The organism is Thermodesulfobacteriota bacterium (genome assembly GCA_030583865.1).
Classification (GTDB): Bacteria; Desulfobacterota; GWC2-55-46; order GWC2-55-46; family GWC2-55-46; genus UBA5799.
The window spans coordinates 2,213,723-2,235,514 of the sequence record CP129479.1 but is presented as its reverse complement, the minus strand read 5'-3'; the positions used below and the strand labels follow the sequence as shown (position 1 = coordinate 2,235,514).

Sequence of the window (21,792 nt, the reverse complement as noted above, 5' to 3'; positions counted from 1 at the left end):
TTCAAAATTCGTCATTGCGGCGTACTAAAAAGTACGCCTCATTCCTCATTTTTCGACTCCTTGCATCTTGGACTTTTTGAGCAGCCTGCATGTGATTTTGAGTTTTTTCAGCATTCTGAAGCCACTTCAGGTCAGGGTATGAGGTGCTCGCCGTGGCCGAGTATCCTGAGGACCGGCTCCGAGCCGTTATTATAGACCTCCTTCAGCCGCTCGATGGGAAGCCAGAGCGGCTCGTCTGTAATGTCGAAGGTCCCCCAGTGTATGGGAACGAAGACGCGGGCACGGAGGTCTGCCGCGGCCTTTAGCGCCTCTTCCGGGTTCATGTGGTTCTTCTTCATGAACCATCTCGGCTCATAGGCCCCTATGGGAGCGAAGACCACGTCCATGGGGCCGTGTTTCCTTCCTATTTCGCCAAACCCCGAAAAATAGCCGGAATCACCTATCCAGAGGTATTTTTTATCCGAGTGTTCGACAAGGAAGCTGCACCAAAGCTTCCTGTTCCCGTCAAAGGGCGTCCTCTTGGACCAGTGCTGCACCGGAAGCGAGGTTATCACGAGCCCATCCGCGGCATAGACCTCTGACCAGTTCAAGGAGGCATGCTTTTTAATGCCGAGCGATTCGAAATAGTCCGCGTAGCCGGGGCCGGTTATGAATAGCGGGTCGTCCCTGTCCCGAAGGAACTCTATCGATTTGGTGTCAAGGTGGTCGTAGTGGCCGTGTGATATGAGTACGATGCCTATCTTCGGCAGTTCCGCAGGGTCTACGGGGAACGGGGTCTTCCTCTTTACGAGGAAGTTCACGTCCCAGAAAACGGGGTCGGTGATGATGGTCGAGCCTCCGGCCCTCATGAGCACGGTAGAGTGGCCGAGCCAGACGAACCAGTCGCCGTTCAATGTGTTGAGATGGTCGAAGTCGGGCCGCGCAACCGGAAAAGAGACCGGCCTCTTCTTTTCCTCGGCATAAGGGTTCCTGGAGAGCTTCCATCTGAGGAGATCGAGGAACGAGCCCCCGGCCTCTCCTGCCCAGGGGTTGTAGAACCTGCCGTCCTTGTCAACGGGCGCTTTACTCAAGGACAGTTCCTCCGCGGCAATGCACTGGATGAAGGGGGATAAGGCCAGAAGCATAATGGCCGTGGTTGTTATGATCGCGGCTGCCTTCATTCTCTCTTAGGGTCTGAAACCCGCTCCTTGCGGGTGTTTGCCTTGACTCCTCCCCCTTGATAGGGGAGGCTGGGAGGGGGTGAAGAAAATTTCACCCTCCCCTCTTGTCCCCTCCTGCCTGATTAAATTCGGGGAGGGGAAGTCTAAAAGATACCCCGCTGCTTGCAGCGGAGTTGTTCATTTTCCGCGTAGCTTCCTTATTCTGCCCTGTTTCTTCCTCTCGTCTTTCGGGAGCCTCCGTGAAGGGCCTTTCCTGGCCGGGCCGGACGCGTCCTCCTCTTCAGCGGCTACCCCTTTCATATCTTCGTAAAGCGCATCGTCAAGAAATGCGCTGAACTCATCCGAGCCCAGGACCACCGCGCCCCGCGCCTTCGCGAACCCGGCTATTTCCCTGTCGGATGTGATTACGGTAGCGCCGGAGCCCTTCCGGGCGACCATATCCCTTATAACCGCGTCAGCCTGCCTTCCGGCTGAGAAGACGACCTCGAGCCCTGCGGGATGCGAGCCCGGATATGTCATTGCCGGGCCGTCGAATACGACGGTTATCCTGGCCTTCTTGAGCCTCTTATAGATTACAAGGGTTTCGAGGAGGCACCGCCTCTCTTCTTCTATGTCGCCGAGGCCGCCCCTTCTGGAACCTATGAGGTTATACCCGTCTATGATAAGGTTCAGGGCCATTTTGATATTATACACCGGATAGGGTGCGGATTTGAAGGCACGCGGGCGTATGCATGTTTATGAAAGCAAATATTTGAGTTCTATTTATAACTCATCCCAAAAGGCCTTTTGCGCGCTGCCGCGCTCTTTTCGGGCATAAGGCTCGCGCCCTTTCCGCCTCCTCCCTCCGGGCTCGGCCCTTATGTCGCTCGCTCGGCTTTCCCCCATCCATATGTTCGCTCCGCCTTATGCCCGGGGTTGTTTTGAAAGATAGAAACAAAAACGCAATCGCGCTACTCTTGCATTTTTTTGTCTTTATCAAACACCGGAGGGTAAGGCGAGCGCTGCATAAGGGAGGAAGAACGTGAACGGGCCGAGAAAGCAGCAGAGGAGCGACTTCAGGGGCCCGTTGGAGATTCCCGGCATTCCGCCGGGAATCTCCAACGCAAGAGGAAGATTTCCGGATTTACATCCGCTCGCTCGACCCCGACAAAACTCGGGGTCTCTGCTCGTTTTTGTGTGTTCAAGGGGTGGGTGGGCGGCTAACAAGCGAGCCCTTACCCTCGAAAAGAGCGCGGCAGCGCGATAATGGCCTTACTGGAATGAGTTTCGAACGGCTTTATACAACATAGATATCCGTATCTGCTTAAAAAGTGTGCAGCACCTCCCGCCCTTGCATCTTTTTTGACCTTCCGGGCATTTCCGGAGCATGAAAATAGCCGGTTTTTATTAGTAATATGGCGGCATGGATATTGCTAAACAATGTAATGCAGAGTAATGCAGAAAGTGGCTGCCTGGCCCGGCCAAAAGGCCCGAAGCGGCTTTACAAGGCGGCTTTCGTGTGTTAGTTTCTTGGGAATCCAATCCCCGGAGGTGCGGTCGATGAAGAAGATCGAGGCCATCATAAAGCCTTTCAAGCTCGACGAGGTGAAGGAGGCCCTTAACGAGATAGGGATAAAGGGCATCACCGTCTCAGAGGTGAAGGGCTTCGGCCGCCAGAAGGGGCATACTGAGCTCTACCGCGGGACCGAATACGTCGTCGATTTCCTCCCCAAGATAAAGATGGAGATAGTCGTAAGGGAGGAGATGGTCGCCAAGGTGGTCGAGACCATCGTGAACGCGGCCCGTACCGGGCGCATAGGGGACGGCAAGGTCTTCGTCACCTCCGTCGACGAGGTCGTGAGGATAAGGACCGGAGAGCGCGGGGAAGAGGCGATCTGAGCCGCGTTTTGCGACACGGATTATTAACAGGTTGCTGAAAAACTCAAAATCACATTCAGGCTGCTCAAAAAGCTAAAGATGCAAGGAGTCGAAAAGTGAGGAATGAGGCGTACTTTTATCGTACGCCGGAGTGTCCAACTTTGAAGACGACACAGCAGATTGGGCTTTTTCGGCAGCCTGTTAAAAGGAGGGTTACTGTAATGACGCCGAAGGACGTACTTAAGTTTTCACAGGAAAAGAACGCGAAGATGGTGGATTTCAAGTTCCTCGATTTCGTGGGCATATGGCAGCACTTCTCAGTGCCCGTTAGCGAGCTCTCCGAGGATATATTCGAGGAGGGGCTCGGCTTCGACGGCTCGAGCATCAGGGGCTGGCAGCCCATACACGCATCCGACATGCTGGTGATGCCCGACCCCACGACCGCCATAATGGACCCGTTCCACGAGACACCCTCCCTGAGCATCATATGCAACATAGTCGACCCCATAACCAAGGAGCCCTACTCGAGGGACCCGAGGAACATCGCCACAAAGGCCGAGGCCTATCTGAAATCCACGGGCATAGGCGACGTCGCGTATTTCGGCCCCGAGCCCGAGTTCTTCATATTCGACGACATCAGGTACAGCCAGAGCGCGAACCAGGGCTTCTACCACATCGACTCGGTCGAGGGCATATGGAATACCGGCAGGGAGGAATGCCCGAACCTCGGCTACAAGCCCAGGCACAAGGAGGGCTACTTCCCGGTCCCGCCGACAGACAGCCAGGAGGACATCCGCTCCGAGATGTGCCTCGCGATGGAGCAGGTCGGCATAAGGGTGGAGAGGCAGCACCACGAGGTCGCCACAGCCGGACAGGCGGAGATAGACATGAGGTTCGACAGCCTCCTTCGGATGGGCGATAAGCTCATGTGGTTCAAGTATATCGTCAAGAACGTGGCCAAGAGGTGGGGGAAGACCGTCACCTTCATGCCCAAGCCCATATTCGGGGACAACGGGAGCGGCATGCACGTGCACCAGTCCATCTGGAAGGGCGGCAAGCCCCTCTTCGCCGGAAGCGAGTACGGCGGCATGAGCGAGATGGCCCTCTATTACATAGGCGGCATCCTGAAGCACGCGAGGGCATTGAACGCCTTCTGCAACCCGGGCACCAACTCCTACAGGAGGCTCGTTCCCGGCTACGAGGCGCCCATTAACCTGGCCTACTCCTCAAGGAACCGCTCCGCAGCCATCAGGATCCCCATGTATTCGCCATCTCCCAAGTCCAAGAGGATAGAGGTGAGGTTCCCGGACCCGTCCTGCAACGGCTACCTCGCCTTCGCGGCCATGTTGATGGCCGGGCTCGACGGCATACAGAACAAGATACATCCCGGCGAGCCGCTCGATAAGGACATCTACGGCCTCTCGCCCGAGGAGCTCTCAAAGGTGCCCTCTGCCTGCGGCTCCCTCGAAGATGCCCTTGACGCGCTCAAGAAAGACCACGAGTTCCTCCTTAAGGGCGACGTCTTCACGCAGGACGTGGTCGACACCTGGATAGAGTACAAGAAAAAGGCCGAGCTTGATCCCATCAGGCTAAGGCCGGTGCCGTTTGAGTTTGCGCTTTACTATGACTGCTAAGGAAATCCCTGACCGTCTCGCGACTGGAGCGTAAAATCCTACGGCTTCCGGGCGAAGATTTAAAGATTGTGGGGCGGTGTCTGTCATTGCGAGGCGCTTTAGCGCCGTGGCAATCTCAATAGGGCTTATCAGAAATACCTGAGATTGCTTCGGGACTAAAGTCCCTCGCAATGACGACCGTGTTGTGTCCGGCTGGACTTTCAGCCGACCATAGCTTGAAATAAGAGAGCCCCGCGCAGTTCTGCGCGGGGCTCTCTCTTTGATAACTGCCCTAAAACCCTCCCCATTGACCCGGCGCAGCTCCTTTTTTCATCTCTTCCGGTTTTCATCCCACATTTTTAGGCTCATTTGCGTCTTGAGTTTTTTTTTGAACTTAGCAGGCTGCCTGCGATTAGCGGAAAGGCGCTGCAAAATCATATAGCAAAAGCCGCCCGCCCTCCCCGTTGACAACACCCTTCCTTAAAGTAGACTCGAATCAGAGCCTTTTCCGCTCCATCCCCCGAGAGGGAGAAAAATGTCCAAAACCGGCCTGACCCTTATACAAAAGGTGCTTATAGCCTTTCTCCTCATCCTCGTCCCAATATTCATGGCAATAAGCGCGCTATTCATCCAGGAGAGGAACGAGCTCCGAAAAGAATTTTTCAGCACACTTAAACGTATAGCCGACGAGCGACAGGCCTATGTGCTCATGTATATCGAGATGAGCAGGAACAGGATACAGGACTTCTCCACTGACGGCACCATAGTGAACGCCCTTGAGGACATCAAGGGCAGGGAGGCGGGCGGGCGGGAGCTTTCGGATTACATAAGCCGTCACAAGCTGCCTGTTTTGAGGCAAATGTACCGCTTAAGCGTGCTTACGGCCCCTGATGGAATAGTGTTGGCCTCCACTCTCCCTGGCTTCGAAGGAATGGATTTTTCACATGAAGAGTTTTTTCTGCAGGGCAGCAAGGGTCTTTCCGTGGTGGAGGTAATAGGCCCTGACGACATGCCCGAACTGGCATTCTCGGCCCCCATCTACAGCAGGCGCAACGGCGGCAGGCTCCTGGGGGTAATAACCGGCTTCATGGACCTTGAGAGGTTCGGTGAGCTCTTCACAGGCGAATTCATAAAGGGGCTCGGCGCGCTCTCATGGAGCCCCCCTCCCTGGGAAACAATGGAGATATATATAGTGAACAGGGACAAGCTCATGATTACGGAATCCGTGTTTACGCCTGATGCGGTCCTCAAGCAACGGGTTGATACGCCGCCGGTCAGGGCCTGTCTTGAGGAGGGCAGGGAGATAGCGGAAATTTATCGAGATTACAGGGGCGTCGAGGTTGCTGGCGCCTCAATGTGCCTGCCCTCCCTCGGGTGGACCTTCGTCACCGAGGTGAACACGTTTGATGTCTTTGAGCCTGTCCGCGGCTTTCAGCAGAACATAATCGTCCTGATAATAGTCGTGTTGCTTTTTATCGGGGCGCTTGTGCTCTATTTTTTAATGGCAGTCATCGCCCAGGTCCGAAGGCTCATGGCCGGGGCAACTGCGGTCGCTTCCGGGGACTACGGAGTTCGGGTGCCTGTCCGTAGCAGGGATGAGATGGGCGCCCTCACAGGGGCTTTCAACGCGATGGCCGCGAGCATAGAGACGAGGACAAGCGAGCTTAGGAAAGAGCGCGAGACCCTCGCGAACGCCCAGAGGATAGCGCGGCTGGGGGGCTGGGAGTGGGACATTGTTAACGATGCAGCGACCTGGTCTGAGGAGACTTACAGGATATTCGGCCTGGAAACCTCGGCCCCGGCCCCGGATTACAAGGGTTTCCTGTCCTTTGCGCACCCGGATGACAGGGAGACGCTGGAAAGGAAAGTCAGCGAGGCGCTCCAAAATGGTGGGCACTATTCCCATGAGCACAGGATCATACGCGCGGACGGGACGGAAAGGATAGTACATGAGGAGGCCGAGGTAGTGAAAGACGAAAGCGGGAACCCGGCCAGGATGTCCGGGACAGTGCAGGATATAACCGAGCACAGGCGGGTCGAAAGGGCGCTCGAAGAGAGCGAGCTGAGATACAGGACGCTCGTAGAGAACTTGCAGGAAGGGATAATTGCGTTGGATGAAAATGACAACATCGTCTACGTGAACCCGAGGATGGCGGAGATGCTCGGATACACGGTGCAGGATATGATGGGAAGGCCGCTCTTCGAGTTCATGGACAGGGCTGAGTCTGAAAGGGCCAGGGAAAGGCTCGAACGCAGGAGACAGGGCATAACCCAGAACTTCGATTCGGAGTATCTGAAAAAAGACGGAGGGGCGCTCTATGTGACTGTCGCGGCGGCGCCTTTGATGAAAGGCGGCGAGTACAGGGGCTCAATCACCGGGTTAATCGACACAAGCGAAAAGAGGCTTGCCGAGGACGCCTTGAGGGAAAGCGAGAAAAGGCTCAGGGCAATACTCGAAGGCATGGGGAACCCTGTCTTTATACAGGACATGGATGGAAAGTTCTTGTTCGTGAACAGGATTTTCCTTTCCAGCCTTGAGCTTGAGCCGGAAGAGGCCTACGGAAAGAGCGTATTCGACATATTCCCGCCTGAAGTAGCGAAAGAACTGCATGAAGACGACCTGAGGGCGATGGAGGCGGACGAGCCCATACAGTTCGAAGACGAGGTCCCGCTCCCGGACGGGCTGCATTACGCCCTTACTACAAAGTTCACGCTCAGGGACAAGGACGGCAAAAAGTACGCCATGTGCGGGGTCGTGACCGACATAACATCCCTCAAGCGCGCGGAGGATGCGCTCCGGCGGAGCGAGGCGAGCCTCCGAGAGGCGCAGCGTATCGCCCACCTCGGAAATTTCGAGCACGACGTCACAACCGACATGCTGTATATCTCGGACGAGGTCTACCGCATATCCGGCAGGGGAAAAGGTGAGCTTGAGAACCTGATGGACTTCACAAGCGCCGTCCACCCGGACGACCTTGAAAGGGTTAAGGAGGCCATGAGGGGGCTCCTTAACGAGGCCAGGCCCTACTCCATAGATTACAGGATACTGAGGCCCGGCGGCGAGGAGAGGATAGTACATTCCGAGGCGGAGTGCATTCTCGACAAGGAAGGCAGGCCGACCCGCATGACGGGCATAATCCTCGATATAACCGAAAGAAAGAGGGCCGAGGAGGAGGTCAGGAAATTAAACATCGAGCTCGAGAAGCGGGTGGAGGAGAGGACGGCGGAGCTCAAGACGGCGATGGAGGGCCTCTCGGCGGCCAACAGGGAGATAGAGACTTTCACATATTCGGTCGCGCACGACCTCCGCTCGCCCTTGAGGCTCGTGGACGGCTTCAGCATGCTCCTCGTGAAGAAGCAGAAGGAGAAGCTCGACAAGGACGCCCAGGACCAGATAATGAGGATACGGGAGGCCGTCAAGCGCATGGGGGAGCTCATCGACGACCTCCTTAACCTTTCGTACGTTATGAGGGCGGAGATAGCCTACGAGGGCGTGGACCTGAGCGGCCTTGCCAGGTCCATAGCGGGCAACCTCGTGAAGGCCGAGCCCGAGAGGATCGCGTCATTCCACATAGAAGAAGGCCTCAAGGCCAGGGGCGACGAGAAGCTCCTGAAGCTCGTTCTTGAGAACCTTCTGGGGAACGCGTGGAAGTTCACATCGAAGACCCCGGCACCAAGGATAGAGCTGGGAGTCACGGGCCATGAGGACGGCAGGATGATACTCCATGTCAGGGACAACGGGGCGGGCTTTGACATGAAGCACGCGGACAGGCTCTTCCATCCCTTCCAGAGGCTCCATCCATCCGATGAGTTCCCGGGCACCGGAATAGGACTCGCTACGGTGCAGAGGATAATCCAGAGGCACGGCGGCAGGGTCTGGGCCGAGGGCGAGCCGGGCAGGGGGGCCGCCTTCTATTTCACCCTCCAGAAGGGAGAAGGCTGATGGCGACGATACTCTTGATCGAGGACAGCCCCGAATCGATAACGCTGACAAGGGGCGCCTTCTCGGGCTGTCCGGTACAGGCGGAGCTGGTGATTGCGAGAAATGGCGAAGAGGCGCTGGAATGGCTCTCCGGGACAGGGAAATACGCCGGAAGGGACCCGGCAAGGAGGCCGGAGCTCGTGCTCATGGACATACGGCTTCCCGGCATGAGCGGCTTCGAGGCGCTTCAGAAGATACGCGCCGAGAGGCTTACTTCGATGGTCCCCGTCGTGATGCTGACCATATCCGAGCTTAAAAGCGACATGGAGACGGCCTACAGGCTCGGGGCGAACAGCTTCCTCGTGAAGCCGCTCGACTATGACGAGTACACGAGGATGATAAGGGCAGCCTGCGAGTACTGGGTATGCTTCAACAGGCGGCCCTATGCCTGACGGCTGCGCCCCTTATGGAGCTCGAGCACCCTTCTTATTATGTTGGTGGTGGATTTGCCCTTGACGAGATTTATCCTGGCGACCCTTCCGCCGCCCTTCCTGACCGCGTCCCCGCCGACTATGTCTTTCGCGGCCCAGTCCGCGCCCTTGGCGAGGACGTCCGGCCTCACGGCCTCGATGAGCCTCAAGGGGGTGTCTTCGTTGAATACGACCACATAGTCGACGCACCCGAGCGCGGAGAGCACCTCGGCGCGCTCCCTGCACGGGACTATGGGCCGCTTGTCGCCTTTTATCGAACGCACCGATGAGTCGCTATTCAGGCCCACGACGAGCACGTCTCCCAGGGACCTTGCTTTTTTAAGGTACCTTACGTGTCCGGCGTGGATGATGTCGAAGCAGCCGTTCGTGAAGACGATCTTTTTCTTTTTTCTTCGCGCTCCGGCAAGCTCTTTTGCGAGCATCGACCGGGCTATCAATTTTCCCATGCGTACCCCTTTTCCTGAAGAGGTTATCATACCCTTTTTGCCCTCGCAAGGGTCAGGACCATGACCTCGGCCCCGTCCTTTTTTAGCGCCCTGGCGCACTCCCTTATGGTAGCGCCCGTAGTGTATACGTCGTCTACGAGGAGCACACGCATCCCCTTGAATGAGCCGGGCCCTCTCACCCTGAAGGCTCCCGCGACGTTCTTTTTTCTCTCGTCGGCCCCGAGGCCGGTCTGCTTTTCCGTGTCCCTCGTCCTTTCGAGCCCGGCCCTGGCAAGAGGGAGCCCGAGCCCTTTGCAGAGCGCCCCTGCAAGCAGGAGCGACTGGTTGAAGCCGCGCTCCCTGAGCCTCCCCGGATGGAGAGGGACCGGCACGACCTTATGCGGGATGTACTGCATCGGGAGCCGGGAAAGGAGCCTTCCCAGCGGTTTTGCAAGCCCCACCTCTCCCGCGTACTTGAGCCTGTGCACCGCGTCCTGCACGGCCCCTTCATACAGATAGGCGCTCCGGGCCGAGATGAAGGGCGGGGCCTTCGAGATGCACGCGCCGCACTCGCGGTCAGGCCCCGCCGAGTCCGGAAAGGGCTCCCCGCATACGCTGCACACGGGCGGGCCAATCTTTTTTTCCATGAAGAGGTCGGCGCACCCGGGGCAAAGGCCATCGTCCTCTGCGTCGGATGCGCAGAGGAGGCAGAGGCGGGGGAGCAATATGTCCAGTAAGGCCTTCAGCACGCTTCTGCGATTTCTATCATTTCAGGAAGGCGAGTTCAATACCTTCTCAGCCGGACGGGATGGTGATGGTGATGGCCGTCCCCCTGCCGCGCTCGCTATCGACCGTTATCTCGCCCCGGTGCTCCTTTATTATACCGCTCGTTATGGAGAGGCCCAGGCCCGTCCCTTTTCCGGCCTCTTTGGTCGTTACAAAAGGGTCGAATACCTTTTCGACAAGTTCGCTGGGAATGCCCTCGCCCGTGTCTTCGACAACGAGCCTTGCGTATCTCCTGCCCGTTATTTCCACTGTTCCGGTCGAGACCCTGAGCGACCCTCCCCCGGGCATGGCGTCCTTGGCGTTCGCGACCAGGTTTATTATGACCTGTTCGAGCCTGTTCGGGTCGCCTGATATGGCAGGCACTTCCCTTAGCTCGATGGCCGTTCCTATCGAATGAGATTTCAGCGTCTCGCGGAGTATCAGGAAGGCGTCCCTCACGACCGAGTTCAGGTCCACTGTCTTCATTACAGGAGGCTCTGACCTCGTGAACGCCCGGAGGTGCTTGACTATGGATTCCATCTTCTTCGAGGCCTCGGCTACGAGGCTCAGTTTTTCAAGATACGGAGAGCCCTCCGGAAGCGAGCGGAGCATGCCCAGGGAAAGGCCCTTTATCACTGTTAGCGGCTGGCTGACCTCGTGGGCGAGCCCGGCTGCGAGCTCGCCAAGCGCGGTCAGCTTGCTCGACTGCACAAGCTGCATCCGTGTCTCGCCGAGCCTCTCAAGCGCCCCCTTGAGCTCGCTCTCGCTCCTGTCAAGGTCGGTTATCATCCTGAAGACCCCGGTCCTGAAGTCCTCTATATATCTCTCTCGCGCCGTGAGCCTCTCCTTTGCGGCCTTAAGCTCACTTGCGAGCGTCATTTCGTTTTCGAGAGGGTGGAAGGCTGCGAGCGTTGGTCCGGGCGCTTCCGACAGATACGCCGCCACAGGGACCTTCCCCCGGCTTTTCGTCAGGAGCCGTCCGGAATGCCCGGCATCTGTCCGGGGCTCACCCTCCTCAAGGAGCTTGCAAAGGGGCATGCCGGCAAGCTCGCTCCAGGTGAAGCCCGTAAGCAGCATAAGCCCCTCGCTTGGCTCGGCAATGGAGCGGTCAGGAAAGAGGAGAGCGGCCGGGAGCGGGCTCGATGCTATCACTCCGGGCCAGGCCGGCTCAACTGTGCGCGCGCCTTCCGCATCAGCCCGGGAAGTCTTTAGTAATCTCATGCTCCTCCTTGAGACTTACGAAGCGCTCCCTGAGCTCCTGCATCTTAAGCTCCCTCCGTATCGCGAGAAGGGCGAACTCCTCGAGGTCGCTTATGGTTTTTTTGAGCTTTGTCGAGGCCTCGACCTCCTGCGTCCGGGCCGTGGTAAGCTCATCCAGGATGCGCTTCCTCTCATCCGAGTCCCTGCCTATGAATATCGAGCCGTTCCCGTGCCTTGCTGATTTGAACTCGAAAAAACGCGTGCTCCCGTCCTCTATCAAAAGAGGCGCCTCGAAAGTCTCATGCCGAGAAAGAGAGCGGGCTGCCGCCGTCAGGAACTCCGTGCACTGTTTTCCGAACGCCTCTGCATCAGAGCCGGACGCGAGGAGAGCGGCCTTGTTGACGAAGACGATACGGCCCGCGCTATCGGTCTCGATCACAGGGTCGGGGAGCGAGTCCAGCACCTCTTTCGTTATCGCCTCCCGGGCCGCTGTGCCCTCGACAATGCGCCCGGCTATTACCTTCATCTCTCGCGGAATCCCTTTCGGACAGGCATTCAACCGACCGGAAGAGGCCAGTAAAAGCGGCCTGCTTAGACTCCGCATCGCCCACCACGCGGCCAAAGCTCCTGACAGGGAGATGGCCGCAAATACAAACAGGAAGAACGTAAAGCCGCCCAGCCATGCCGAATATAAAAGAAGCGGAATAGCCGAGAGCGCAAGGCCAGAAGCGGAAATGATTGTGAGTTTGCGTACTGACATACGTGCCCTTTTGGGGCCAGACTGGGATGCTCTGTCGAGGTGAAGCCCTGGGAATGTGGCCTGGTGAGTTTCCGAGGTGAGGTAACTGCCTGTTTATGGAATCTAACATTTCGCGGGAGCCCAAATCAAGCGGAAACCGCTTGGGTTATAATCATGTGAGAGGCGTTTCAGTGGCGCGGGCTTAAAAAACTTCAAATAATAAGTTTTTTGTGCTAAAAGAACATGAACGAATCGAAAGGGAAAGAAGACAGGATGTTTAAAAAGCTGAAGGCCGGCTTCGAGGGCCTTAAGGCCGGGCTCGCCCGGACCCATAACGCGATAATGGGCGGGGTCGAGGCCGCCTTTACCGGTAAATCAAGGGAGGACATCCTCGAATCTCTCGAGGAATCGCTCATCCTCTCGGACGTGGGCGTTACAGCCTCGACCGAGATCGTCGATAAAATGAGAGAAGTCCTTGTCGGCAAGGACGAGGAGAAGCTCAGGAAACACCTGAGGGACTCGGTATATGAAATACTCAAAAAGGTGGAGAAGCCGCTTGAGATAACCACAAGCCCGTTCGTGATAATGGTCCTCGGGGTGAACGGGGTGGGGAAGACCACGACCATAGGGAAGCTCGCGTCCAGGCTTTCCTCCGAGGGCAGGTCGGTGGTCCTCGCGGCAGGCGACACCTTCAGGGCGGCCGCGATCGAGCAGCTCGAAGGCTGGGGCAAGCGCACAGGCTGCCCCGTGATAAGGCAGGCCCAGGGCGGGGACCCTGGGGCGGTCGTCTTCGACGCCATGAAGGCCGCGGCAGCCAGAAGGGCGGACGTGGTGCTTCTCGACACCGCCGGAAGGCTCCATACGAAAGTAAACCTCATGGAGGAGCTTAAGAAGGTAACGCGTGTGGCTGCAAGGGAGCTCCCCGGCGCGCCGCATGAAAACCTCCTCGTGCTCGACGCCTCAACCGGGCAGAACGCCCTCAACCAGGCCAGGCTCTTCAACGAGGCCGTGGGCGTAACCGGCATAGCGCTTACAAAGCTCGACGGCACGGCAAAGGGCGGCATCATCATCGCCATAGCCAGGGAGCTCGGCATCCCCGTAAGGTTCGTGGGAGTGGGAGAAACGGTCGAGGACTTGAAGGAATTCGACGCCAGGGAGTTCGCAGAGGCGCTTATATAGCGGAGGGGCAGCGTGGACGAAAAGCTCAGGGACTTTTACGACCTCTACGAGAGGAGAAAGAGCATACGGGATTTCGCGGACAGGCCCGTTGAGCCCGAAAAGCTTGAGAGGCTGATCATATCCCTCTGCAGGGCCCAGAGCGCGGCGAACAGGCAGCCGTGGCACTTCGTCGTCCTTTCCGACGAGGAGGGGAGGGGGCGGATAAATGACCTCTTTACGAAGGAGGGCTTCAAGCGCGCCCCGGTATTGATAGTCGCGTGCGCGGACCCCGCCCAGGCCTGGATAAGGAAGACCGACAACATCAATTATTCATGGGTGGACGTGACCATCGCCGTGACTGAGATGATAGGGGCCGCGACCGCCGAAGGGCTCGGCACCTGCTGGGTGGCAGCCATAGACGCCGAAGCGGTAAAGAAAAGGCTCGGAATACCCGAAAAGATAGAGGTGGTCGCCGTCATAGCCATAGGGTACCCTAAGGACGAGCTCAAAAGAGAGGCCAAGACCAGAAAACCCGTCTCGGAGATAATCCATAATGGGAAATGGTAAGAACCCGGAAGACGATTACGTTGTCCTGAGGTCTGACAGGAGGAAGAACCTCCGAAAGCAGTTGCTTGTCCTCAAGGTCAGGGGCGAGGACAAGGCCGGGGTCTTTTTCGGCTACGCCAAGACGGTCGGCAGGGGCGGCATGTTCATAGCCTCCGTAAACCCGAAAAAAGCCGGCGAGGAGTTCGAGATTTCCTTCAAGCTCGGCGACCTCGACATAAAATGCAGGTGCGTGGTCGCCTGGTCGAGGGAGTACGACTCGCTTGTGAAAAAGGAGCCGGGCATGGGCATACAGTTCCTGGACCTCGACGAGGCGGGCAAGAACGCGGTAGAGGAGTGGCTCAAGAGGCAGTAGGGAAATTAATTGCGAAATCGTAAAAGGCGGACAGGAAAAACTGTCCGCCTTTTTTTGGATAAGTGGTACGGTGCGCTCAGGCACCGTTTGCTTTGATTCCGGATGCAAAATATTTAAGTGAGATTTGGCGCGTTGAGCGCACCCTACGAGACTACGGTCCGGCCTCCCTCAAGTATAAGGCGCATAAGCCGTAAGAATTCGCAGAAAAAAAGAAAGCGATGGTCGACAAAAGAAAAAGCCCCAGGTTAAAAATGCGCGCAAGCGTCCGTTACGGGTTGACCGATCCGCCAGAGCAGTTCGCGTTCATCACTGACCTGTCGGAGACAGGCATCTGCATAAAGGCCAGCCAGGTTTTCGGCGTCGGGACGAAGCTATATCTCAAGATTACCATAGACGATGTTGACTACATGGCCGAGGGCGTGGTGGCCTGGGCAAAGAAGGTCCCGCATGGCATGGTGCACATCGCCAAATGCGGGATGGGGGTCGAGTTCTCGCGCGTGGACGAGGGGCTCACAAAGCACTACCATAATAGGAAGGCGCGGCACTGAAAGGCCTCTCAGCTCGCAGGGTGAGATGTGCGCACCATTCATTTTGAGATTTCTTGTAGGTTAGGGTCGCGAAGCAGACCCAACAGGAAAAAGTCACACAGACCCCTTGTGTTGGGTTACGCTTCGCGATTCGAAGGTTACTTGTCCACGGTGGAGGTGCCGATTTCAATACGATTTGGTGGGCGGTGCCCACCCTACGAGACTGATTCCGGATACAAAATTTTAAAATGAGATTTGGTGCGTGGAGCGTACGCTACGAGACTTCTCTAAGTTTGAAAGAAACACTATAATACCGAACCAACACGTTTTTCGTCATTTCCAATGCATAAGACAATTTGGGATCGGGATCGCGGCAGATGATGAGTCCCTTTACGGCTTGGTTTGCTGCGCAAAGGTTCTGCTTGACCCAACCCATATAACGCAGGACCTGACCAATAACGGAATCAGATGGACGACCTTTTTTCAACTCGATGACTACGAACGCCTTTGATGTGGGGTCAACCGCTAAAATATCTATTGGACCGATTTCCGTTGCGTATTGCTGACCATCATTGCCCTCTTCATCCTCGTATATCTTCAGTTCACCTTTGAAAATCGTGTCGAAGTTACTTACAATGAAATCTTCGAGATATTTCTCAAGGACAAAAGCATTGAGGTCCTCAATCGCCGCAGAAACGTCCGGCTGAAATTGAATTCCCGATCCTTCTAAGAGATTATGAAATTGTTCCTCAGAAAATTCGGTGAGTGTGTGCATTGGAAATACAACTGTGGAGAAGACCTTGTCGCGCGGAAAATCCTGCCAGGCGACTTCTATGAAGTGTGAATGGTAGTGAATAGGATTTTTTCCTGGAGTATAAAAAGCTGATCGGCTCACCTTTCCAATAGCTGCAAGGATCTTGCGTCCTCTTCGAGCAATAACTATGTCGCCCGGCTTGATTTCATGATAGAAGGCCCAAATCATATTTGCATAAAGCGATTTCGTTGCCTGTGGCTTATCTGGATATGTTGATGCGATTGCATTAAAAAGCTCCTCTCGACTCATTTTTGATACATCGCCAAGCTGTTTCCAGCCAATTGAGATTAATTTGTTGGTAAGATCAAACTGCCAGACCTTATCGAACAATTCCGAAGGCTTAGATTCGACAGGAGCAATCACCCAATAGCGAGGCATTAATGTCCTCCTCTGAAAAGATTTTGATAAGCCTTTTAGTAGCCCAACAATGCATTGCCGGCCCTCACCCCTTCACGCTCCACGTCGTCCCCTTCGGCGTGTCCTCAAGCTCGACGCCCTTGTCCGATAGCTCTTTTCTTATCGCGTCGGCCCGGGCAAAGTCTTTCCTTTTACGGGCATCGTTCCTTTCGGCAATAAGCCTCTCGATCTCTTCCGCCGAAAGCTCAAGCCGGACGCGGGAGTTCTTGTCCCTGTAATACTCCTCTGGCGTGCGGTTGAAGACGCCCAGGAACTTCGCTGCCTCGCGTATGACCGCGAGCGAGTTCGAAAGCTCCTCCCATACGCCCTTTTTCTCGCCTTTGCTCCTTGCCTCGTCCATGGCCTTGTTCATGCGCGTTATTTCCTTGAAGAGGTTCCCTATGACCTCGGCGGTGTTGAAGTCGTCGTCCATGGGCTTGAAGGCGTCGTGTAGCCTGTCCTCCACACAGCTTAAGCAAGGCTCGGCCTCGAGTATGGTCGGGTACTCGGCTGCCGCGCGCTGGAGGGTCTTGTAATATCTCTCTACCGCGCTCTCGGATTCGCGTAGCGACTCCGCCGTGTAGTCTATGGGCGAGCGGTAGTGGCTCGAAAGCAGGAAAAGCCTTATGGCCTCTGCCGTGTGGTCCTTGAGCGCGTCCCTGATGTTAAGGATGTTCCCGAGGGACTTGCTCATCTTTTCTTTTTCGATATTCACGAACCCGTTGTGGAGCCAATAACTTGCATAGGGTGTTTTGCCTGTGGCGGCCTCGCTCTGCGCTATCTCGTTTTCGTGGTGCGGGAAGATGAGGTCCTTGCCGCCGCCGTGTATGTCTATGGTGTCTCCGAGCCATTCCAATACCATCGCGCTGCACTCAATGTGCCAGCCCGGGCGGCCCTTGCCCCAGGGGCTTTCCCACGAGGGCTCGCCGGGCTTACTCGCCTTCCAGAGGGCGAAATCCAGCGGGTCTTTCTTACGCTCGTCCACCTCTACCCTCGCGCCGCTTTCGAGCTCGTCTATGTTCTTGCCGGAGAGCTTCCCGTAGTCGGCTTTTTTCCTGACTGAGTAGTAGACGTCTCCTCCCATCTCATAGGCGAAGCCATTCTTTATGAGGGAATCCGTGACCTCTATTATCTTCCCTATGCTCTCGGTTGCCTTGGGCCTCAGGTCCGGGAGGCCCACGCCGAGGGCGGCCATGTCCTCGTCAAAGGCCTTGATGTACTTCTCCGCGACAGCTTCGGAAGAGATGCCCTCTGTAGCGGCCCTCTTGATTATCTTGTCGTCTACGTCCGTGTAGTTCCGGGCGTATTTGACCTCGTACCCCCTGTACCTGAAGTATTTCTGTATGGCGTCGAAGGAGACCGCGCTCCTCGCGTGCCCTATGTGGCTCAGGTCGTAGACGGTCGGGCCGCATACGTACATCGAGACCTTGCCGGGCTCCTTCGGCTTAAACTCCTCCCTCTCGCCCGTGAGGGAGTTGAAGACCCTTATCGAAGCCATTTTTCAAGCCTCCTTATCGCTTCTCTTTTTCCGAGGAGCCTAAAGACCCCGGGTAGCTCTATGCCTTCGCGCTCGCCCGTGAGGGCGAGCCGCGCGGGCATGAGAAGATGCCTACCCTTTTCGCCCGTGGCGGCCTTGACCCTTTCTATTATCGCCTCGTAATCCTCCGGCCCGGTAATCTTCTCCAGCTCTTCCTTGAACGCCGTTATTACCCTGCGGCTCCGCTCTTCTTTTAATTCCGAAAGCGCGGCCTCTCCGGGAGCGGGTTCTGAGAGGAACGGACGCATGAGGGCGCGTAGCTCGTTAATGGTCGATGCGTTCTTCTTGAGCGCGTCCGAAAGCTCAACGAGCTTATTGGTATCCGCGCCCTCGATCCCAACGAGAGAGGCAAGCCCTTCCCCGGACCTCCTGGCGAGCGCTACCTTGCTGTAGGACTTAAGCCTCGCGATATCGAATTCCGAGCCGGATTTCGAGAGCCGCTCAAGCGTAAACCTCCCGGCCATCTCTTCAAGCGTAAAAAGACCTTCGCCCGGGCTCCATCCGAGCCGGGCTATTGCGTTAGCGATTGCCTCGGGTAGATAGCCCTCTTCCCGGAGGCCCTTTAGTGAGAAGTCGCCGTGGCGCTTGCTGAGGGGCGTCCTGTCAGGCCCGAGTACCAGCGGCACATGGCTGTATATGGGCGCGCGCCTGCCGAGCGACTCGAAAAGGAGTATCTGCCTCGGCGTGTTCGAGAGGTGGTCGTCACCGCGTATCACGTGGGAAATGCTCATCCCGGAGTCGTCCACAACGGCGGCGAAATTATAGGCCGCGATGCCATCAGAGCCCATTATGACGAAGTCGCCTATGGCGCGTGAATCGAAGCTCAAAAGCCCGTGGACCGCGTCCATGAGCATGACGTCTTTTACAGGCACCTTGAAGCGTATGACAGAAGGCGCGCCCTCAGGCGCCTTCCGGGGGTCGAGCTCCCTGCACCTGCCGTCATAGCGCGAGGGCAGGCCCTTTGCGGCCTGTTCCGCGCGGAGCTCTTCAAGCCTCTCGACAGTGCAATAGCACCTGTACGCCTTGCCCTCGTCAACGAGCCTCTCGGCCTCGTCTTTGTAAATGGAAAGCCGCTCTGATTGCCTGTATGGGCCAAATGGCCCGCCTGCATCCGGCCCCTCGTCCCAGTTGAGCCCGAGCCACTTGAGGTCCTCGTATATGCCTTTCTCGGCCTCGTAGGTGGACCTTTTGGTGTCGGTATCCTCTATCCTGAGTATGAAGCTCCCTTTATGGCGGCGGGCGAAAAGCCAGTTGAACAGCGCGGTCCTGGCGTTCCCCAGGTGGAGCGCGCCAGTCGGGCTCGGCGCGAACCTGGTCCGGACCATTACCCGCGGCCCCCCTCGATGAGGACAACGGCGTAGGCGCTTATGCCGTCCCCGCTCCCGGTAAAGCCGAGCCCTTCCTCTGTCTTGGCCTTTACGTTCACTCTCTCTTCGCCGCAGCCAAGCACCCGCGAGATGTTCCTGACTATGCCGGGCATGTGGCCGAGGAGCTTGGGAGCCTCGCATACGATGGTCGAGTCGATGTTCCCGACGGTATAGCCCTTTTCCCTAAGAAGTGACGCGGCCCTGGCCAGGAGGTCGAGGCTCGATGCGCCCTTCCACGCGGGGTCCGTCGGGGGAAAGTGCTTTCCGATGTCGCCAAGGCCCGCGGCCCCGATGAGCGCGTCTATCACCGCATGGAGGAGGACGTCAGCGTCGGAGTGGCCGTCAAGGCCCTTTTCAAAGGGCACCTCCACGCCCCCGAGCACGAGCCTTCTTCCCTCCACAAGCCTGTGGACGTCGTATCCGAAACCTATCCTCATGTCGTTATCCCCTCCCTCTGCCTCAATATGCATTCGGCGAGCAAGAGGTCGCCTGGCGTCGTTATCTTTATGTTTTCGTATGAGCCGATGACCACCTTCACCTTCGCGCCCGTCCTCTCCACGAGAGAGCTTTCGTCCGTGCCTAAGAATCCGTCTGCCTTCGCCTTCCTGAAGGCCTCTATGAGCACCTCGGTCCTGAAGGCCTGCGGGGTCTGCACCGCGATGAGCGCTTCCCTTTTAAGGGTCGACCTCACGATGCCGTCGCCCGCTTCCTTTATAGTGTCCTTTACCGGCACCGCGGCTATGGCCGCGCCGATATCGAGCGCGGCCCTTATGGTCTTCTCGATTATATCAGGTGTGACGAGGGGCCGAGCCCCGTCGTGGACTATGACGGCCCCGAAACCCTCTCCGGCGGCATTGAGGCCGTTCTCGACCGAGTCCTGCCTCTCGGCCCCGCCGCCTGCCACGCAGATGACCTTCTGGAAGCCGTACTCCTCTATTATCCGCTCCCTGCAGAACCTCTCGTCTGCCGGGGGCGCTACGACGACGATGGAATCGACCATGCCCGAGGCCTCGAAAGGCTCTATCGTGCGGGCGAGCACCGGTTTTCCGAGGAGGTCGATGTAGTTCTTCATCTTCCCTGACCCCATCCTGCGCCCCATGCCGGCGGAAGGTATTATGGCGAGAGTTTTAACCCGTTCACACGGATTTTTCATATCAGTCAAGGCGGCTCAAAAAGAGATGAAAGGAATCGTCAGGTTTGACGGCTCCGGACAGTTTAATATTATTTCGGCTCGATTTAAAGGATTTTTAAGCGGATTTCGGGGACGATGGTACTGCCTGATCGTACAGGGAATCGGAATAGCGCGGCCGACAGCCGAAGGGCTTTTTGCAAACGTCTACTGGTAGGCGGCTTTCCTGAAGTCCTCCCGGGCCTTGGAGAATATCATCCTCCCGCCGGTCGTCTGAAGGACGCTCGTTATGGTGACGTCTATGGTCTTTCCCACGAACTCGCGGCCGTTGTCTATGACGACCATTGTCCCGTCCTCGAGGTAGCCCACGCCCTGGCCGTGCTCCTTGCCCTCCTTGAGGACCAGGATGTTGAGGGCCTCTCCGGGGAGCACCACGGGCTTCATGGCTGTCGCGAGCTTGTTCATGTTGAGTACGCTCACGCCGTGGAGCTCCGCCACCTTGTTGAGGTTGGCGTCGTTCGTGAGTATCTTCCCGGAAATCTCCTTTGCGAGCGCCACGAGCTTCGAGTCAACCTCCCTTATTTCAGGGAAGTCCCTCCCGGATATCTCGACCGACGTCCTGTTCGTTGACTGTATCTGCTTCAATACGTCGAGCCCCCTCTTGCCGCGGGCCCTTTTGACCGGGTCTGCCGAGTCGGCTATGTGCTGGAGCTCCTGGAGCACGAACTGCGGCACTATGAGCTTGCCTTCCAGGAAGCCGGTCTCCGTGACCTCGGCTATCCTGCCGTCTATTATGACGCTCGTGTCTATCACGAGCGGGCTTGCCTTTATGGCGGCCTTTTCCGGCGCCTCTCCGCCCTTCTGGTGCTCGGTGAAGAGCTTGACGGCCTTGTGCCAGTCGAACTCGTCTCCTTTTTTCATCCCGATGCTAAGGCCCAGGTAGCCGATGATTATGTTTGTAAGGAGGTAGACCGCCAGCTCGAAGTACTCGCTCCCGAACTGGGATTTGAGCATCAGCGGATAAGTGAGGAGGTTAGCGACAGTGAGCCCTATTATGAGCCCTATGGCCCCGCCGAGGACGATCCTCAAAGGGGTCTTCTTTACGCGCTTTTCGAAAAAGATGGCGAGGACGGAAATGAGCAGTCCGCTTACGAGGCCCACGAGGGCGAACTTTCCGCCGAGTATCCGGAGGACTATGTAGTACCCGCTGGCCGAAGCGAATATCACCAGAAGGGAGCGCATTACGAGATACAAGTCGGCCTCCTTAACGCTGCATCAGGCGGAAAAGCTCTTCCTCGACCTTCTCTTCCTTTATCTTCTTGGCGATCGAGATCTCTTTTACAAGGAGGTTCTTGGCCGTGTCCAGCATCCTGCGTTCGCCGAACGACAATTCCTTGTCGTACTTGAGGATGTAGAGGTCCCTTAGCACCCGCGCCACTTCCATCACGCAGCCGCTTTTTATCTTGTCGGTGTAGTCCCTGTATCTTCTGTTCCATGTCTGGTTGTCGAGGCAGACCTCGGAGCGGTCCTTCAATATCTCGTACACCTTGGGGACAAGGGACTTCTTTACTATCTTGCGGAGCCCTACCGCAGCGGCCGTGTCGGTCGGCACCATTATCGTGGCTTCAGTGTCGAGTATCTTGATTATGTAAAAGTTTTTGTTTACACCCGATACTTCCCTTGTCTCGATGCCCATTATCATTCCGACGCCATGGGCAGGGTAGACGGCAAGCTCGCCGGTCTTGAAGATGTCTATTACGATTTTGGACATGA

21 protein-coding genes are annotated in these 21,792 nt (G+C 56.9%); 8 read left to right on the top strand and 13 right to left on the bottom strand.

Annotated elements, in window-relative coordinates:
* Positions 1-131: 131 nt before the first annotated feature.
* Together QY316_10600 and QY316_10595 are read right to left on the bottom strand one after the other, a co-directional pair.
* Complete coding sequence (locus tag QY316_10600; protein ID WKZ32353.1) at positions 132-1,160, bottom strand: MBL fold metallo-hydrolase; 1,029 nt, start codon at positions 1,158-1,160, stop codon at positions 132-134.
* Positions 1,161-1,337: 177 nt separating this feature from the next.
* Positions 1,338-1,838 carry an NYN domain-containing protein gene (locus QY316_10595; GenBank protein WKZ32352.1) on the bottom strand — a complete coding sequence of 167 codons (501 nt, stop codon included), beginning with the start codon at positions 1,836-1,838 and terminating at the stop codon, positions 1,338-1,340.
* 861 nt (positions 1,839-2,699) lie between these two features.
* Between QY316_10595 and QY316_10590 the strand changes: the two genes are divergently transcribed.
* From QY316_10590 to QY316_10575, 4 genes are all read left to right on the top strand, one after another.
* Positions 2,700-3,038, top strand: a complete 339-nt coding sequence (locus tag QY316_10590) for a P-II family nitrogen regulator (protein WKZ32351.1) — start codon at positions 2,700-2,702, stop codon at positions 3,036-3,038.
* Positions 3,039-3,238: 200 nt separating this feature from the next.
* Positions 3,239-4,651, top strand: coding sequence for a type I glutamate--ammonia ligase (gene glnA, locus QY316_10585; protein WKZ32350.1), 1,413 nt, complete (start codon positions 3,239-3,241; stop codon positions 4,649-4,651).
* A gap of 514 nt (positions 4,652-5,165) precedes the next feature.
* Positions 5,166-8,573: a PAS domain S-box protein gene (locus tag QY316_10580; GenBank protein ID WKZ32349.1), complete on the top strand. Its 3,408-nt coding sequence runs from the start codon at positions 5,166-5,168 to the stop codon at positions 8,571-8,573.
* The gene (locus QY316_10575; protein WKZ32348.1) at positions 8,573-9,004 is read left to right on the top strand and encodes a response regulator; all 432 of its coding nucleotides are present in this window, start codon (positions 8,573-8,575) and stop codon (positions 9,002-9,004) included. The genes QY316_10580 and QY316_10575 overlap by 1 nt, the downstream gene beginning before the upstream one ends.
* On the opposite strand, the gene rfaE2 is transcribed toward QY316_10575, so the two are convergent.
* Genes rfaE2 through QY316_10555 form a run of 4 tightly spaced genes read right to left on the bottom strand, consistent with a single transcriptional unit; the run spans position 8,995 to position 11,959 of the window.
* On the bottom strand, positions 8,995-9,489 hold the full coding sequence (gene rfaE2, locus QY316_10570; GenBank protein ID WKZ32347.1) for a D-glycero-beta-D-manno-heptose 1-phosphate adenylyltransferase: 495 nt from the start codon (positions 9,487-9,489) through the stop codon (positions 8,995-8,997). The genes QY316_10575 and rfaE2 overlap by 10 nt on opposite strands.
* A gap of 26 nt (positions 9,490-9,515) precedes the next feature.
* Positions 9,516-10,217 (bottom strand): ComF family protein, encoded by a 702-nt coding sequence (locus QY316_10565; protein ID WKZ32346.1) that lies wholly within the window; start codon positions 10,215-10,217, stop codon positions 9,516-9,518.
* Between the two features lie 46 nt (positions 10,218-10,263).
* Positions 10,264-11,454, bottom strand: coding sequence for an ATP-binding protein (locus QY316_10560; protein WKZ32345.1), 1,191 nt, complete (start codon positions 11,452-11,454; stop codon positions 10,264-10,266).
* Complete coding sequence (locus QY316_10555) at positions 11,426-11,959, bottom strand: PAS domain-containing protein (GenBank protein ID WKZ32344.1); 534 nt, start codon at positions 11,957-11,959, stop codon at positions 11,426-11,428. Before QY316_10555 ends, QY316_10560 begins: the two co-directional genes overlap by 29 nt.
* A 486-nt stretch (positions 11,960-12,445) precedes the next feature.
* Between QY316_10555 and ftsY the strand changes: the two genes are divergently transcribed.
* The 4 genes from ftsY (at position 12,446) to QY316_10535 (ending at position 14,797) form a co-directional block, all read left to right on the top strand.
* Complete coding sequence (ftsY, locus tag QY316_10550) at positions 12,446-13,351, top strand: signal recognition particle-docking protein FtsY (GenBank protein WKZ32343.1); 906 nt, start codon at positions 12,446-12,448, stop codon at positions 13,349-13,351.
* A gap of 12 nt (positions 13,352-13,363) precedes the next feature.
* Positions 13,364-13,897: a nitroreductase family protein gene (locus QY316_10545; protein WKZ32342.1), complete on the top strand. Its 534-nt coding sequence runs from the start codon at positions 13,364-13,366 to the stop codon at positions 13,895-13,897.
* A complete protein-coding gene (locus QY316_10540) occupies positions 13,884-14,249 on the top strand; it encodes a PilZ domain-containing protein (protein WKZ32341.1) in 366 nt (121 codons plus the stop codon). The genes QY316_10545 and QY316_10540 overlap by 14 nt, the downstream gene beginning before the upstream one ends.
* A gap of 218 nt (positions 14,250-14,467) precedes the next feature.
* On the top strand, positions 14,468-14,797 hold the full coding sequence (locus QY316_10535; protein WKZ32340.1) for a PilZ domain-containing protein: 330 nt from the start codon (positions 14,468-14,470) through the stop codon (positions 14,795-14,797).
* Positions 14,798-15,050: 253 nt separating this feature from the next.
* Here the strand turns inward: QY316_10535 and QY316_10530 are convergent, their stop codons facing one another.
* The 7 genes from QY316_10530 to QY316_10500 all read right to left on the bottom strand — a co-directional run bounded on the left by QY316_10530 (position 15,051) and on the right by QY316_10500 (position 21,790).
* On the bottom strand, positions 15,051-15,968 hold the full coding sequence (locus QY316_10530; GenBank protein ID WKZ32339.1) for an endonuclease NucS: 918 nt from the start codon (positions 15,966-15,968) through the stop codon (positions 15,051-15,053).
* Positions 15,969-16,032: 64 nt separating this feature from the next.
* Positions 16,033-17,484, bottom strand: a complete 1,452-nt coding sequence (cysS, locus tag QY316_10525) for a cysteine--tRNA ligase (protein WKZ32338.1) — start codon at positions 17,482-17,484, stop codon at positions 16,033-16,035.
* Positions 17,472-18,848, bottom strand: coding sequence for a glutamate--tRNA ligase (gene gltX, locus QY316_10520; protein ID WKZ32337.1), 1,377 nt, complete (start codon positions 18,846-18,848; stop codon positions 17,472-17,474). Before gltX ends, cysS begins: the two co-directional genes overlap by 13 nt.
* Positions 18,848-19,327, bottom strand: coding sequence for a 2-C-methyl-D-erythritol 2,4-cyclodiphosphate synthase (gene ispF, locus QY316_10515; GenBank protein ID WKZ32336.1), 480 nt, complete (start codon positions 19,325-19,327; stop codon positions 18,848-18,850). The genes gltX and ispF overlap by 1 nt, the downstream gene beginning before the upstream one ends.
* Positions 19,324-19,962, bottom strand: coding sequence for a 2-C-methyl-D-erythritol 4-phosphate cytidylyltransferase (ispD, locus tag QY316_10510; GenBank protein WKZ32335.1), 639 nt, complete (start codon positions 19,960-19,962; stop codon positions 19,324-19,326). The genes ispF and ispD overlap by 4 nt, the downstream gene beginning before the upstream one ends.
* 264 nt (positions 19,963-20,226) lie before the next feature.
* Entirely contained in the window at positions 20,227-21,273 is a 1,047-nt protein-coding gene (locus tag QY316_10505) for a TRAM domain-containing protein (GenBank protein ID WKZ32334.1), read from the bottom strand.
* A gap of 10 nt (positions 21,274-21,283) precedes the next feature.
* Positions 21,284-21,790, bottom strand: coding sequence for a CarD family transcriptional regulator (locus QY316_10500; GenBank protein ID WKZ32333.1), 507 nt, complete (start codon positions 21,788-21,790; stop codon positions 21,284-21,286).
* Between the last annotated feature and the right edge of the window lie 2 nt (positions 21,791-21,792).

Excerpts from the sequence above, each read along its gene's own strand:
- QY316_10535 (WKZ32340.1), top strand. The coding sequence starts at position 14,468 with ATGGTCGACAAAAGAAAAAGCCCCAGGTTAAAAATGCGCGCAAGCGTC.
- QY316_10500 (WKZ32333.1), bottom strand. The coding sequence starts at position 21,790 with ATGTCCAAAATCGTAATAGACATCTTCAAGACCGGCGAGCTTGCCGTC.
- QY316_10580 (WKZ32349.1), top strand. The coding sequence starts at position 5,166 with ATGTCCAAAACCGGCCTGACCCTTATACAAAAGGTGCTTATAGCCTTT.
- rfaE2 (WKZ32347.1), bottom strand. The coding sequence starts at position 9,489 with ATGGGAAAATTGATAGCCCGGTCGATGCTCGCAAAAGAGCTTGCCGGA.
- QY316_10595 (WKZ32352.1), bottom strand. The coding sequence starts at position 1,838 with ATGGCCCTGAACCTTATCATAGACGGGTATAACCTCATAGGTTCCAGA.
- ispF (WKZ32336.1), bottom strand. The coding sequence starts at position 19,327 with ATGAGGATAGGTTTCGGATACGACGTCCACAGGCTTGTGGAGGGAAGA.
- ispD (WKZ32335.1), bottom strand. The coding sequence starts at position 19,962 with ATGAAGAACTACATCGACCTCCTCGGAAAACCGGTGCTCGCCCGCACG.
- QY316_10600 (WKZ32353.1), bottom strand. The coding sequence starts at position 1,160 with ATGAAGGCAGCCGCGATCATAACAACCACGGCCATTATGCTTCTGGCC.
- QY316_10575 (WKZ32348.1), top strand. The coding sequence starts at position 8,573 with ATGGCGACGATACTCTTGATCGAGGACAGCCCCGAATCGATAACGCTG.
- glnA (WKZ32350.1), top strand. The coding sequence starts at position 3,239 with ATGACGCCGAAGGACGTACTTAAGTTTTCACAGGAAAAGAACGCGAAG.
- gltX (WKZ32337.1), bottom strand. The coding sequence starts at position 18,848 with ATGGTCCGGACCAGGTTCGCGCCGAGCCCGACTGGCGCGCTCCACCTG.
- cysS (WKZ32338.1), bottom strand. The coding sequence starts at position 17,484 with ATGGCTTCGATAAGGGTCTTCAACTCCCTCACGGGCGAGAGGGAGGAG.
- QY316_10555 (WKZ32344.1), bottom strand. The coding sequence starts at position 11,959 with ATGAAGGTAATAGCCGGGCGCATTGTCGAGGGCACAGCGGCCCGGGAG.
- QY316_10540 (WKZ32341.1), top strand. The coding sequence starts at position 13,884 with ATGGGAAATGGTAAGAACCCGGAAGACGATTACGTTGTCCTGAGGTCT.
- QY316_10590 (WKZ32351.1), top strand. The coding sequence starts at position 2,700 with ATGAAGAAGATCGAGGCCATCATAAAGCCTTTCAAGCTCGACGAGGTG.
- QY316_10560 (WKZ32345.1), bottom strand. The coding sequence starts at position 11,454 with ATGAGATTACTAAAGACTTCCCGGGCTGATGCGGAAGGCGCGCGCACA.
- ftsY (WKZ32343.1), top strand. The coding sequence starts at position 12,446 with ATGTTTAAAAAGCTGAAGGCCGGCTTCGAGGGCCTTAAGGCCGGGCTC.
- QY316_10530 (WKZ32339.1), bottom strand. The coding sequence starts at position 15,968 with ATGCCTCGCTATTGGGTGATTGCTCCTGTCGAATCTAAGCCTTCGGAA.